This is a genomic window from Planktotalea arctica, assembly GCF_002105285.1.
GTDB lineage: Bacteria > Pseudomonadota > Alphaproteobacteria > Rhodobacterales > Rhodobacteraceae > Planktotalea > Planktotalea arctica.
Map to the genome: position 1 here is coordinate 99,993 of NZ_MUHR01000006.1, position 13,850 is coordinate 113,842.

The window sequence follows — 13,850 nt, forward strand, 5'->3', positions numbered from 1 at the left end:
ATGAGCGCTGCAAATATGACGAGTTTGAACGCCCAGATGGGCGAGCGGATGCGCGGCCCTAGCTTGATGATCTGGCTGTGCGCCGGTTCGGTCTGGCTATTTATCGTCTGGGCAGCATTCGCATGGATTGATGAAATCGTGCGCGCTGATGGCTCTTTCATCTCGTCCTCGCGTCCGCAGATCATCCAGAACCTTGAGGGCGGTATCCTTGCTGAATTACTGGTCAAGGAAGGCGATGAGGTGATGAAGGACGACGTTCTCGCACGGCTGCACGGCACGCAGTTCCAGTCTTCCGTGGATGACCTTGCCGAGCAGATCACCGGTTTTGAAGTGCGTCGTTTGCGCCTTGAGGCGGAACTCGCAGGGCAGTTCGATTTCAACATTCCCTCTAATCTGGCGATGCAGGCCCCGGGCATGGTCGCTTCTGAAAAAGCGCTTTTGCGTGCGCGCCAGTCCGATTTCGTCTCGCGCCGCGACGGCGCGCAGCGGGTGCTGGATCAAGCTGGAAAAGAGCTTGGGCTTATGGAAAACATGCTCAAGCGTGAAATCGTATCGCTGATCGAAGTGACGCGCGCGCGCAAGGCCTATGCCGATGCGCAGATCAAATTTGACCAAGTCGTCACACAGACCGAGCTTGAGCGCGCGCAGGAATATTCTGACGTTCTCAAGGAACTTGCGACGCTGAAACAGAACATGAAGGCGAGCACGGACCAGCTGCGCCGCACGATCCTCGTCAGCCCGATGCGCGGCGTGGTCAACAACCTCTCCGTCACCACCATAGGCGGCGTGGTGCGCCCCGGTGAAGAGATTTTGCAAATCATTCCGCTGGATGAAGAACTCTTTGTCGAAGCGCGCGTGAAGCCCGAAAACATCGCCAATATCCGCCGTGGCCAAGAGGCGACGATCAAACTCAGCGCCTATGATTACACGATCTACGGTACGCTCAAGGCGCGGGTGGACTTCATTTCCGCCGATACGTTCAAGGACGAACGCGCGCGCGCGGCGGATGGTGATCCCCATTACAAAGTGTCGCTTAAAGTGGATATGAGCAGCCTGACGGATCGACAGGCCGATGTGCAAATTCGTCCCGGCATGCAGGCGAGCGTGGAATTGCACACAGGTCAAAAGACGGTGCTGCAATATCTGCTTAAGCCGCTCTACAAATCCAAAGACGCGCTGCGCGAACGCTGAGCGGCAGCGCGCAGTTTTTCTATGATTCACGATAATGCAGAACACATAGAAGAGCGGGCCGAAGGTCCGAGCATCGTGGTCACGGCGGATTTTGTGAAGAAAAGCTGACGCTGCTTTTCCGCTCGCTAGAAAATTCCGTGCAAAATTCTTCCTAAGAATTTTCGCCCCGTGATCATAAATCGTAAAGAATTGTCACCGGACCGTCGTTCAGCAGATCGACTGCCATATCCGCGCCGAATTGACCTGTATGAACAGGTACGCCCAAACCCGTCAGCGCAGCTGCAAAATGCTCGTAAAGCCGCTGGCCGTCGCCGGGCGGCGCTGCGCTGGAAAACCCGGGCCGATTGCCGCGCGAGGTATCACCGGCAAGGGTGAACTGGCTTACCACCAAGGCCTCGCCACCAATGTCCTTGAGCGAGAGGTTCATCTTGCCCGCTTCGTCTTTGAAGATGCGTAGCTTGGAAATCTTGGCGGCGAGTTGATCGCCCTGCGCTTCGCTATCGCCTTGCATGGCGCAGATCAGGATCAACACGCCATGCGTGATTTCTGCGATCACTGCACCCTCGACGCTGACCGAAGCGCGGCTGACCCGTTGCACGACTGCTTTCATGGCGCATCCTTCCACTCAAAAAATTCACCAAGCTGCGCGCGCGCTGTGCGAAAGCTGTTGGCGGGGTGAGCCTTGTCCTCAAGCCCAAGCGAAATCGCGCAGAGCAGCAGGCGATCTTCGCCAATGCCGAAATGACTGCGCACGAAAGGTGCATAGGACGCGATGGCCGCTTGCGGAACCGTCGCGACGCCGAGCGCGTCCGCCGCGAGGCAAAAGGTGCTGACGAAGCCACCGCAATCCATTGCGCCGTAGGGGCCAAGTTCGGCGCTGGAGGTGATCAATGCCACGTGAGGCGCGCCGAAGAAGGTGAAGTTCTGCATCATTTGCGCGCCAGCGGCGTCGCGGTCGCCCTTTTCGATGCCCACGGCATCATAGAGCTGAAATCCGCATTCACGGCGACGCGCTTGATGCGCGCCGGAATAGCTGGTGGGAAATGGCAGGTCCGGCTGCGGCGCGGCGATCTTGATATGCTCGCCCAAGGCCAGTCGGAAGCGCTCTGTTTCGGCGGTATCCGTCACCGTAACGTTCCAAGGCTGGGCGTTGCACCACGACGGTACGCGGCCTGCAGTGCGAGTGATCCGCTCAATTACCGCGCGCTCAACGGGGGTGTCCAAAAACGCGCGGCAAGAATGGCGGCGCTTTAGTAAGGTCTCAAGGGTGTCTATCTCGCTCATTGCGACAGGGCCGCGCCGTAGCCGATGGCACCAGCTATGATCAAGCCAAGCAGCACCGCAAAGGTGATCTTCCATATCGAATATGGCCGCTCGCCCTGCACGCGGCCAGTGGAGCCGTTAACGACGAAGCGGTAGGTCTTGCCGCGATATTTATAAGCAGCGAGCCAGACGGGCAGCAGGATATGCTTGAAGGTGACATCGCAGATGTCCGTTCCGATGCTGTGCACGCGCTGGCGATCGCCGCCGATATCGAATTTGACGTCCCGCTCGATCACGCGGTCCATATGGTTGCGCGCTTCGGCGAAACCACTTTGCAGCTCGACCGTGTAACCCTCGGCGCGAAACCCGGCAAGAAACGCGGGGCTGTAGGGTTCGAGCGCGGCAAGGTCCCAAGGCTCCAGCGCATCGGTAAAGCGCTTGGGCAGGGATTTGGAGGCGAGCACCAGTACGTCATCAAAGAAGCGCGTAACGCGGCCAGAAGCGGCACGCCAGCGCGTCTTCGGTACTTGCACTTTATGCGCTTTGCCATCGCGCATGACGGTCTGGGTCTCGTAATAAATCGTGCCGCGCTCGCCAGTGTAGCGCGATTTGGTGTCCGCATCAAAGGTCCAGTAGGGCACGTAGATGCCCTGCATCTTGCGCCCCTTGCGCGCGTAGTCCTGCAAGCCAGTCGGCGCGAACCAAAGCCGGCCAAGCCAGTCGGTCATCGCGCCGCGCGCTGTGCGCTCGTCCAGTGCAAAGGGCAGGACTGCCTTGGGTTTGATATGGCGGTGTGTGCCGGTTCCGGTAACGACGGGCGTTGCGCAGAACGGACACTCGGCAGCGTGATCCGCACCGCCAAGCTCCACCTGCGCCGCGCAATTGGGGCAGGACAGAACGCGGGTTACCTCGATCTCCGCTTCTGGAAGCTGCGCGTTAAGCGCGGCGTCGAAATCGAGCTCGCGAATGGGCTGCGCGCTGCGGCCCAAGCCCTCGATGAGTGCGCCGTTGCCGCAATGATTACAGATCAGCTTGCTTGCGGCGGGATCAAAGCGAAGGTCCGCGCCGCATTGATCGCAGGGGAAGCGATGCTCTTGGATATCGCGGGTTTGTGCGTGCACCACGTGCGGGAGCCTCCGGCGGGAGTTTAAGGGCAAGATGAAGCGGCGCGGTTAGCCTGCAGGAGGCGGGGGCGGTGGCATGATCGTGAAGAGTTGCGCGAGTTCGCGGACTTCTTCGGCGCGGATCCAGCCATCCTGGCCCGCGGTCCAAACGAGGCTGTCGCGGGCGAGGCCACCCTCGGAGGCCATGCGGCCCATCTTGGCCTTGGAGAAGGGGCCTGTGGTTTGGCCGTTCTCGGTGATGTGCCAGACGTGTTCGACGGGTGGCGGCGGTGGGGTCATCGGTGTTTGCGCGGGCTTTGCGCCCCAAGGGCCTGCCTGCTGCGCCATGCCGGAAGCGATCTGCATGCCAAGGCCCGCACCCATGCCGGCCTGGATTGCGGCTGCTCCGCTGCCATCGCGCCCGAGTGCCTCGGCGGCTTGGAACTGCATGTATTCATTGAGGTTGCCCACCACGCCCATGGAGGTACGTTTGTCCATCACCGCCTCAACTGCGGGGGGGAGGGAGATATTTTCGATGTAGAGTTCGGGCAAGGAGAGGCCATATTCAGCCAGTTGCGCCTCGATTTCCTTGCCGACCAACTTGCCAAGTTCGCGGGTGTTGGCCGCCATGTCGAGCACGGGAATGCCCGCGCGTGCGATCGTGCGCGAGAATTCCTGAACGATGATGTTGCGGATCTGGAAGCTGATTTCGTCCATGGTGAATTCGCCGTCTGTGCCGACGATTTCCGTCAGGAACCGCGCGGGGTCGGAGACCTTGACGCTATACGTGCCGAACGCGCGCAAACGCACGGGGCCAAATTCGGGATCGCGCGCGATTATCGGGTTTTTGGTGCCCCATTTGAGATCGTTGAAGCGCGTGGTGTTGACGAAATAGACCTCGGATTTGAACGGAGATTTGAAGCCGTGATCCCAATGGTTCAACGTTGTCAGGATCGGCATGTTGTTGGTCTCGAGCATGTAGAGACCGGGGGTGAACACATCCGCGAGTTGACCCTCATGAATGAACACAGCCGCTTGGCCCTCGCGCACAGTGAGCTTGGCACCGTATTTGATTTCATGGCCCTCGCGCTCGAAGCGCCAGACCATCGTGTCGCGCGTGTTGTCGGTCCAGTGAATGACGTCGATAAACTCGCCCGTCAGAAAATCGAATATACCCATGGGCTTAGTCCTTCATCACAGAGATTGTGCAGATATGTTTCATAGGCCTGCCCCCGTGCGCTCCGCTGCGATCTGGCGGAGGAGGGGGCGGGCAGCGTCGAGGCTCATGCCGGTTTGCAAACGCTTGTCATAGAGCATGCCGAGCAGATGCGCATCATGCGTGGTGAGCAGTGCGAATTCATCGTCGTCATTGAAAATAGAGGGGCGTGCGGCGGGGCTGTCGTTGGCAAGGCCAAGGCCCTGTGCCAATTCTTCGTGAATACACGAACGCATCATCAGATCGGGATGCTCCGTGCGGATCAGTGCGACCGCCTGCGTGTAGCCATAAGCGCCTTGGCCACCGGAAAAGGCAACGACAAGGCAATGGATGGATCGCGGCAGATTGCCGAAAATGCGCAGCGCTGCAGGGTCGATGCGCGGAACAAGGGCGCGCACGCGGGCCTGCACCAGATCACGATCATCCTCGCCCATGAACAGCACATGGAAGTTGCCACTGGACTCGGTGAAACCGATGGGATGGTTCGTGGCGCGCGACAGGCGCGCGGCATAGCTGGCGACGTTGGCGCGGTAGCGTTGTTGCTGCACTTCGCTCAGCTGAGCGCCGAATTCGACGCTAAAGCGAACGGGGCCTTCCCAGCGTTTTAGCCGACCCGCCTGACCATTACCAGCGCCAAGGCCACCGCCGGAATATTCATCGAAAAAGGCGATTTGTTCAAAATTGCGCGCCAGCATCGTGTCGGTGTAGGGCGTGTCCGGTCCGCCGCCATCGGTGCGCAAAAGCCCTTGCACCAAGAGATCGGCCTGAACACGGCGATAGTAGGTTGAGAGCGCCAGACTTGCCTCTGATTGTGCTTTAAGCGGCGCGGAGGGCAGCGCTGGTTTGGTGTGCGGGCGCGGCGACATCGCAGGCCCGGTTGAGGGCGGCGCACCCACGCAGCCTGCTAGCGCGAGAGCGCCCAGCAATGCCGCGAGGGGGGATATGCGCCGTTGTGCTCGCACGTTAGTTCGCAGCGGTGCCGATGGTGTCGCCTGTACCCGTCGCCTTGGCCTTGGCGCTTGCGAGCGTGTCGCGCAGGTCGCTTTCCATCTTCTTGAGGTCAGCCTCGGCAGCGGCGCGTTTGGCCTTGCCCTCATCCGCGATTTGCAGGCTTTCCTCGATTGTGCCGATCAGGTCTGCATTGGCCTGCTTGACCGCTTCGATATCGAACACGCCGCGCTCCATTTCAGTGCGGATCATCTTGTTGCTCTCGCGCAGGTTTGCCGCGTTCGAGGTCAAGAGTTCATTGGTGAGATCATTGGCAGCGCGCACGGCTTTGGCGGCCTCGGCAGAGCGCTGGATGGTGACGGCCTGCGCCAGTTGTGTTTCCCAAAGGGGGACGGTGTTAACCAAGGTCGAGTTGATCTTGGTGACCAGCGATTTGTCGTTTTCCTGTACAAGGCGGATCGAGGGCAGCGATTGCATCGTTACCTGGCGCGTGAGTTTAAGGTCATGCACACGGCGCTCCAGATCGTCGCGCGCCGCCCGCAGATCGCGTAATTCTTGGGCTTTCATCACCTGATCGTTCTCGGGTGCAGCTTGAACTTCAGCGTCCTTGGCGGGGATGTCGATGGTATCGAGCAGGCGGATTTTCTCGGTACCCGCCGCGATATAAAGTGCGAGTTCGTCGTAGAACGCCAGCGTCTTGTCATAGAGGATATCGAGCGATTTGATGTCCTTGAGCAATGTGTGCTCATGGCCCAATAGATCCTCCGTTACCTTGTCGATCTGGCCTTGTACGGTTTCGAATTTGGCGGTGAACTTGGCGAAGGGCGCAGCGCGCCCGATGAGCTTTTCCCACCAGCTGCGTTTGCGGCGCACGTCCAGCTCGGAGACGGAAAAGCCGCGAATGGTGGTGACGATGTTGCGCAGGGAATCGCCAGCAGGGCCAACGTCTTTATTGCGCACATCCGTCAGCATCGCTTGCGAGATGACCTGCAATTCCGCCTGAGCGCCAGAGCCGAATGAAACAATGGAGTTGGTGTTACCCATGTCGATTTCGTTCATGCGCTTGGTGATTTCTTTACTCACCTTTTTGTTGGCGTCGGCAAGTGGAACAATCGCGTTTGCATCCGCGGGCTCTGCGAGAATGACAGCGTTGACCTCTTCTACGAGCGAGAGGGCTTCTTGTGCTTTGGCTTGGGTAGTAGCGGCCATATTCAGGTACTCCAGTTTAAAACAGACTCATTAAGACGGGCGGACGCCCTCGCGCTGCAAGCGTTCGCGCAGCACTTCGATTTCAACATTCAAATCACTGCGGTCATCCAGTAGCATTTTGCGGGTTCTAGCAGAGAAATTTTGCTCCAGATCATCGAGCAGGGCAGCGTAATCCGCGCGCGCCTTCACGTCACCCGTGCGCGCGTAGATGTCGGCGAATTTCACGCTCGCATCCTTGGCACCGCGCAAGTAAACGCCCATGTATTTGCGCGCAGCGGTCAGATCGCGCGGGTCTTCTTCGACGGTGCGGAATAGCTCGCGCGCGGTGCGCTGAAACTGCTCCACGCGCTTTTCCATGCCGCGATCACCGGCGCGCAGGATTGCATCGGACATGGCGGCAAGGTGGCTTTCTGCCTCGTCCACGACGCGGCTGACGCGGTCTTGTTGGAAGGTGTCGATCCCCTCCATACCCTTGTTTTTCATCGGATCAAGCCCGAAAGCGGCCATATGCAGGCCAAGGCCTGCAAGGCCGAAGATCAGCGGCGAGAGGATATCAAAGCTGTTAAGATGCGCGATCACGGCCAGCGCGCAGCCGATGCCCGTGAGAACCGACGCCATCATCTTGCGCGGCAGGGCAGGGCGACGGGCAATCTTGCGCGCATTATATTCCGCTTCGGCGCGCAGGCCCGAGCGCAAAAGCCAAGCCGAGAGCGTCAGCGCCCCCGCGCCAATCAGGCCAACGGCCAGCGGGATCGCACCATCTGAAAACGTGGTAGCCACCAAAACGATCGCAGGTGCGAACAATCCGTTCGAGCGCGCGCCAGCCGCATCAGGGTTTGTGCCCTCGAAGCTGTTACGCGCCGCGCGCTGCGCGCCGCTGTCCTTGCCATCACCGCCGCCGTCGGGGCTGAATTTGCCACCAAATTTCTGTGCCATGCTCTAAAGCCCCCCAAGCCAGCCCGAGGAAACCCCGAAGAGCAGCACAATCAGCGCGATATAGGCAAATTTCTGAAGACCTGTTCCGCTCATGCGTGCCCCCCGTTGCAGCGTTGTCGTATAACTATGTGCTTGCGCGCGCAGAAAAACCAGTGCGATCGGGGGAAAAACGCGCGCGCGTTCCCCGATTTGCGAAATTCCGCTTCAATGGCGCGCGGCGGTGCGGCGCTGTGCGTTCAATTTGCGCGTGTAGCCCGATTGGATTACCTCGACCGCGACCAGAACGATGACCGAAAAGTAGAACGTGCTCTTGGACATCGGAATGACCTCATAACCGAACACGCGCAGCGCGAGGCTGTCGTCGTGCATCGCATGCGCCGCCGCTTGGCCCGCTTCGCCTAAAAGGACAACGCCGACAATCAGCAAGATGAACAGGCCTAGCACTTCGTACATGCGGTTCTTCTCCAAAAAGCGCGTGACCCCGTCGGCAAGCACCAGCATGGCGATGCCCGACAGGATAATCGCAAAGGCGAGGATCGGGAAGACATCGGTGATCGCAAGCGCCGAGAGCACGGAATCGAACGAGAAAATGAGGTTCATGGTGACGATCATCGCCACGACCCTGGCCGCCGATTTGCCGCCCTTGCCCTCGACGTCGGTGCCAAGGTGCTCAATTGTGAGCATATGGCCAATCTCTTTCACGGCCGTATACATGATGAAGATGCCGCCGATAATGAATACGAGAGTGGCGAAATTCACACCGCCCGTGATGATCCCCTCCCATGCGAGCACGAAGAATGGTTCGGCCATGGCGTCGATCAACCGGATCATCACGAACAGCAGAACCACCCGCAGCGCGACCGCGATTATGATGCCCCAATAGCGCACCGCCTTTTGCTGTGCCACCGGCGCGCGTTGGCTTTCGATGGAAATATAAAGCAGGTTGTCAAAGCCCAGCACCGCTTGCAAAAAGCACAGCATGACAAGGTTGATCAGGTTCTCGATAGTGAGCAGGTCGGCCATAGGTCTATCCCCCGTGGAAAGTGGCATGATGCCTTGTTTTTCCCGCCCAATAGCGGAGCGCTCGGGCAGGGAGATAGGGGGAATTCAGAGCGTTTGAACGCGCGCTAGCGTTTTGGACCAGATTTAGATCCTGTGTTGGGGCCTGACTTGAAGCCGGGCTTTGCCCCCGCTTTGCCGCCTTTGCGGTCCATCGGTTTACCGAAGGCTTTGCTACCGCTTGGTTTGCCAGACGGCTTGCCTGTCGGTTTTCCACCCGGTTTTCCGGCAGGCTTGGCGCGTGCCAGCGGATCGCTATCGGCAAAGGCGTCCTTGCCGCGCAAAGGGCCTTTGTTCAAAGGCGGGCGCTTGCCGCGCACAACGCTTGTTTTACCTCGCACGGGACGTGCTGGTTTGGCTGGTGCGCCGGGGGCTTCTAAATCCTCGTCCGTCATACCAAGCTGGTCGCGCAGTACCTTGCGGCGCAGTTCTTCGACGCCACTCACCTTGAGATTTCCAAGTTGGAAAGGACCATAGCTGACGCGAATCAAACGGTTCACATTCAGCTGGATCGCTTCCATAGCGCGGCGGATTTCGCGGTTCTTGCCCTCGCGGATACCGATCGTCAGCCACGCATTCGCGCCTTGCTGGCGATCAATGCTCACCATCATCGGCTGGAATATTTCGCCCTGCAGGTTGAGACCGCGGCGCAGTGGCTCGAATGTTTCCTCGGTGGGGCGGCCGTTGATGCGCACGCGGTATTTACGTAGCCAGCCTGTCGCGGGGAGCTCGAGTTTGCGCTTGAGGCCGCCATCGTTTGTCAAAAGAATGAGGCCCTCGGAGTTGAGATCAAGTCGTCCAACGCTCATCACGCGGGGCATATCTTCGGGCAAATCTTGGTAGATCGTCTTGCGACCCTTCTCGTCACTGTCGGTCGTTACAAGGCCCGGCGGCTTGTGATACATCCACAGACGCGGTGGCTCTGGCGGGGTCATCGGCTTGCCGTCAACGGTGATGCGCGCGCGCACGTCCACGTTCAGCGCGGGGCTGTCGATGACCTTGCCGTTAACGGCAATGCGCCCGGCTTCGATCATGCGCTCTGCCTCACGGCGCGAGGCGACGCCCGCGCGGGCCAGGACTTTTGCGATACGCTCGCCTTTGGGTGTTTCTGTATCCATGGGCTTGCTTTAGGCTAAAGCGGTGCGCAGCGAAAGCGCGATCATAGGGCAAACGGGATGAGTTTCACCTCTTTTATGAAGGATGCGCTGGAGCAGGCGCGCCTTGCCGGCGAGGCGGGCGAAGTGCCTGTGGGCGCGGTTGTGGTGCGCGGCGGTGAAATCATCGGGCGCGGGCGCAATGCGACGCGCAGCGGGTGCGATCCTTCTGCGCATGCCGAAATCGTCGCGATCCGCGCGGCTTGCGCGGCTTTGGGGCAGGATCGCCTGAGCGGCTGCGATCTATATGTGACGCTAGAGCCCTGCGCCATGTGTGCAGGCGCGATTGCCCATGCCCGTATTGCACGGCTCTATTTTGGGGCGGCCGATCCGAAATCGGGCGGAGTAACTGTTGGCGCGCGTGTGTTCGAGCGCGCTCAAAGCCATCATGCGCCGGAGGTCTATGACGGGATCGGGGCAGATGAGGCATCTGCGCTCTTAAAGTCGTTTTTTGCAGAAAAACGGGGCTAGTCCAAATTTTCTGCGAAAATTTGATTGCGCTCAATATTGGAGTGCCGGCTTCGCACCAACCTGTTTGCAAAGGAGCCAAACATGCCCTCAGCGAACAACAAAGCCGATTTGATCGCTGTGACCATAAAGGAATTCGCCAAGTTACAAGCGCTCTTGGCTCAACTCCCGCCCGAATTTGCGTTGCTTAAAGAAGACGACATCTCGATCAAGGATGTGCTCGCGCACCGTGCCCATTGGATCGACTTGTTCCTTGGCTGGCACGCGGACGGGCAAGCGGGCCGCCACGTGCATATTCCCGCCATAGGGTACAAATGGAACCAGCTTGCGGACTACAATGCCGTGCTTCGCGTGCGCCAAATGGATATGGGGTGGGATGCAGCTTGGGGCGTGTTGCGCAGAGCGCATGCTGCGCTGGGTGACTTTTTGGATGACACCTCCGATTTGGCGCTTTACGGCGCTCCAATGAAAGGCACAGGCAGCAAATGGAGCACCGGGCGCTTCGCAGAAGCGGCTGGGGCCTCGCACTACCGCTCGGCTTCGAAATACATCCGAGCGCGTTTGTGTACTTCGGAGTAGCGATTTTTCGAGAAAAATCGGAAGGAAAATTCTTCGGACAAGAATTTTTTACCTTGCCCGCGTAGCGCTTTCAGGCCAGCGTGACGCCCATGAAAACACCCCTGATCGACAACCTGCAATACGCCAACTGGTCCGAAACCATCTTCCGCCAGATGCGCGCGGGCGGCGTCGACGCGGTCCATGTCACCATCGCCTATCACGAGAGTTTTCGTGAAATGGTGCTTAACCTCGAAGTCTTCAACCGCTGGTTCGAGCGCTTCCCGGAGCTGATCTTTAAAGGCACCAGCGCGGCTGACGTGCGCCTTGCCCAAGAAACGGGGCGTACCGCGATCTTCTTCGGCTTTCAAAACCCCAGCCCCATAGAGGACGACATCGGCCTCGTGGAAATCTGCCACCAGCTTGGCATCCGCTTCATGCAACTGACCTATAACAACCAATCCTTGCTTGCCACAGGCTGTTACGAGGATGAGGACACGGGCCTCACGCGCATGGGCAAGCAGGTCGTGCGCGAAATGAACCGCGTCGGCATGGTCGTGGATATGTCCCATTCTGCGGACCGCTCGACGCTGGAGGCGATCGATCACTCCTCCCGCCCCATCGCCATAACCCATGCAAACCCGCATTGGTGGCATCCTGCGCTGCGCAACAAATCTGACGAGGTGCTCAAGGCGCTGACGGGCAGGGGCGGTATGCTCGGCTTTTCTGTCTATCCGCATCATCTCAAGGGTGGCTCTAATTGCACTTTGAATGACTTCTGTGAAATGGTGGCGGAGGCGGCCACGCGCTATGGCGCAGAAGCTCTCGGGATCGGGACCGATCTTTGCCAAGATCAACCCGACAGCATCGTGGAGTGGATGCGCGTCGGGCGTTGGAGCAAGGTGATCGATTATGGCGAGGGCAGCGCCAGCGACGCAGGCTTCCCGCCGATGCCAAGCTGGTTCAACGACAATCGCGACTTTGCAAATATCTCGCAAGGCCTGCTGGACGTGGGCTTTAGCACGGCGGAAATGGAGGGGATCATGGGCGGCAATTGGTTGAATTTCTACGACGCGTCTTTCGGGCCGGCGGCATGAGCGCGCCTGAGCTCGAAATTACGCCCCAAATGGCCCTGCGCCCGCCAAGCACGGTGATGCGCCTGCGCCGCATGGGCGCGATGTTCCCGACGCGGCTGTCGTTCTTGCGCACGCTGATGCGCGATCTATCGGCCCAGAATGTGCAGGTGCAGCGAGCTGTTTGGGAAATGGATGCGGACGGATTTGGCCATGCGGTCTATACGATCTCGCTCGGGGGGTATGACTATTCGCTCGTCGCAATTTCCACGGATCTTCCGCCGGAGATGCGCACGGATCGCGTGATCGCGACCGCGTGGGACACCGCTTATGTCCTCTATGATGGCATCCCGGACGCGAGCGAAATTGCGCGCATCGTGGCCACTGCGCCCAAACAAGAGGCGTCGCGCTACACCGCACGTGATCTCGTGCTCAGCCGGGCCAATAAATCCGTTCGCCTGTTCCAGCACGTCACGGATGCGCTGAAGAGAGGCGATCAGCCTGATGAAGCCATGGTGCGTGACGTGGGCTACCTGATGCGCACCACCGCCGTTTATGGCAACGGTAAATTCGGCATTGCGGACCGCGCCCATATCGCCGCACGCCCCTGCCTTGGGGGGCCTTTTGCGGCGGAAATGCTCACGGTCTGGCTCATTCGCGGCTTCACCCACGACCTTGCCGAGCATGTGGGCGGCGCCCCGCTCGATCCAAGATTAAAGCGGCATTTGGGGATCGGCAATTCAACGGGCCTTGGCATGGCACCCTTCTTGGTTAGCCATCCACGCCTACTCGATAGTTGGATGCAAGTGCGCGAAACCGCGCTCGCGCGGGTGGCGGCGCTGCCCGCTTTAAGCGCGGATCAACAACAAACGATCCTTGCGCTTGCCCAGCGCGCCTCGCTTCACCTAAGCGAATGGAGCGTCCCGGATGCGGGTGCGGAAGCGCGGATTTTGCAAATCCGGCACGATTGGGCGAGAGTTCAGGCATTGCTTGGCGAGTGTTTGCCGCAGGCAGATCCGCTCGCACGCGTTTTGCAAGGCTCGGAGGGCTGGTTCGAGGACACGCAAGAATTGCTGATCGCGCTTTTGCTGGAACCGTTCGGGGACTTGATCGACGGGCTGACCGAGTGCATGGCCAATCCCTACGAGGCTGAGATCGAACCTGGCATGCCGCTGGCTGATCTGCGCGCATTGATTGCGCGCGATTGGGATTGGGCGGTTGGTTTGGATTTCAAGAGCAAGAGCGAGAGCGCGCAATTCTGGTATGTCTCGGAGGCCAAACAGGAACCGCGTTTGGGCCTGCGCCATATCGAAGAGGGGGCCGATCTGGAAAGCCCGCTTGATATCGCACGGCAGGTCCAGCGGCTTTCGCGTGCGCTGGATGGGCAGGACGGGATCACGGCGGAGCTTTTGATGCGCCGCCCCGATTTGCGCTTTGCCGCGCGGCGCGTACAAAACCTTGCCAAAGCGCCTTACAGCGAAATTCGCGACAATCTGATCGGCGCGCAGTGCTTGCCGATAGATATGCTGCGCTGCAAGCTCTCGTTCTTCGGGGCGGCCAAATTCGATCCTAAGTCGGATCGCTGGACGCGGATTACCATGTGTCAGGGTGCGCCGCTTTTTGACGAATTGCAGGCGGCAGATGATTGGTGGTTGCCCACCTTCGAGGGGTAGCC

At 59.5% G+C, this 13,850-nt stretch carries 14 protein-coding genes; 5 read left to right on the forward strand and 9 right to left on the reverse strand.

The window, feature by feature from the left end:
• Nucleotides 1-1,191, forward strand: coding sequence for a beta-barrel domain-containing protein (locus B9P63_RS07760; protein WP_085307994.1), 1,191 nt, complete (start codon nt 1-3; stop codon nt 1,189-1,191).
• A 172-nt stretch (nt 1,192-1,363) separates the two neighbouring features.
• Here the strand turns inward: B9P63_RS07760 and dtd are convergent, their stop codons facing one another.
• The 9 genes from dtd to B9P63_RS07805 all read right to left on the reverse strand — a co-directional run bounded on the left by dtd (nt 1,364) and on the right by B9P63_RS07805 (nt 10,043).
• Entirely contained in the window at nt 1,364-1,801 is a 438-nt protein-coding gene (dtd, locus tag B9P63_RS07765) for a D-aminoacyl-tRNA deacylase (RefSeq protein ID WP_085307995.1), read from the reverse strand.
• Entirely contained in the window at nt 1,798-2,475 is a 678-nt protein-coding gene (locus tag B9P63_RS07770; protein WP_085307996.1) for a nitroreductase, read from the reverse strand. The genes dtd and B9P63_RS07770 overlap by 4 nt, the downstream gene beginning before the upstream one ends.
• Complete coding sequence (locus B9P63_RS07775) at nt 2,472-3,578, reverse strand: TFIIB-type zinc finger domain-containing protein (protein ID WP_085307997.1); 1,107 nt, start codon at nt 3,576-3,578, stop codon at nt 2,472-2,474. Before B9P63_RS07775 ends, B9P63_RS07770 begins: the two co-directional genes overlap by 4 nt.
• A 48-nt stretch (nt 3,579-3,626) precedes the next feature.
• Nucleotides 3,627-4,736, reverse strand: coding sequence for an SPFH domain-containing protein (locus tag B9P63_RS07780; RefSeq protein WP_085307998.1), 1,110 nt, complete (start codon nt 4,734-4,736; stop codon nt 3,627-3,629).
• Between the two features lie 39 nt (nt 4,737-4,775).
• Nucleotides 4,776-5,639 carry a DUF2927 domain-containing protein gene (locus B9P63_RS07785; RefSeq protein WP_085308311.1) on the reverse strand — a complete coding sequence of 288 codons (864 nt, stop codon included), beginning with the start codon at nt 5,637-5,639 and terminating at the stop codon, nt 4,776-4,778.
• Between the two features lie 97 nt (nt 5,640-5,736).
• Nucleotides 5,737-6,930, reverse strand: a complete 1,194-nt coding sequence (locus tag B9P63_RS07790; protein ID WP_085307999.1) for a toxic anion resistance protein — start codon at nt 6,928-6,930, stop codon at nt 5,737-5,739.
• Between the two features lie 30 nt (nt 6,931-6,960).
• Nucleotides 6,961-7,866 carry a 5-bromo-4-chloroindolyl phosphate hydrolysis family protein gene (locus B9P63_RS07795; RefSeq protein ID WP_085308000.1) on the reverse strand — a complete coding sequence of 302 codons (906 nt, stop codon included), beginning with the start codon at nt 7,864-7,866 and terminating at the stop codon, nt 6,961-6,963.
• Between the two features lie 204 nt (nt 7,867-8,070).
• On the reverse strand, nt 8,071-8,889 hold the full coding sequence (locus B9P63_RS07800) for a TerC family protein (RefSeq protein ID WP_085308001.1): 819 nt from the start codon (nt 8,887-8,889) through the stop codon (nt 8,071-8,073).
• Between the two features lie 104 nt (nt 8,890-8,993).
• Nucleotides 8,994-10,043, reverse strand: coding sequence for a pseudouridine synthase (locus B9P63_RS07805; protein ID WP_085308002.1), 1,050 nt, complete (start codon nt 10,041-10,043; stop codon nt 8,994-8,996).
• Nucleotides 10,044-10,100: 57 nt separating this feature from the next.
• Between B9P63_RS07805 and B9P63_RS07810 the strand changes: the two genes are divergently transcribed.
• From B9P63_RS07810 to B9P63_RS07825, 4 genes are all read left to right on the forward strand, one after another.
• A complete protein-coding gene (locus B9P63_RS07810) occupies nt 10,101-10,550 on the forward strand; it encodes a nucleoside deaminase (RefSeq protein WP_085308003.1) in 450 nt (149 codons plus the stop codon).
• 81 nt (nt 10,551-10,631) lie between these two features.
• Nucleotides 10,632-11,126 (forward strand): ClbS/DfsB family four-helix bundle protein, encoded by a 495-nt coding sequence (locus B9P63_RS07815; protein ID WP_085308004.1) that lies wholly within the window; start codon nt 10,632-10,634, stop codon nt 11,124-11,126.
• An 89-nt stretch (nt 11,127-11,215) separates the two neighbouring features.
• On the forward strand, nt 11,216-12,199 hold the full coding sequence (locus B9P63_RS07820) for a membrane dipeptidase (RefSeq protein ID WP_085308005.1): 984 nt from the start codon (nt 11,216-11,218) through the stop codon (nt 12,197-12,199).
• Nucleotides 12,196-13,848, forward strand: coding sequence for a hypothetical protein (locus B9P63_RS07825; RefSeq protein ID WP_085308006.1), 1,653 nt, complete (start codon nt 12,196-12,198; stop codon nt 13,846-13,848). Before B9P63_RS07820 ends, B9P63_RS07825 begins: the two co-directional genes overlap by 4 nt.
• Nucleotides 13,849-13,850: the final 2 nt, after the last annotated feature.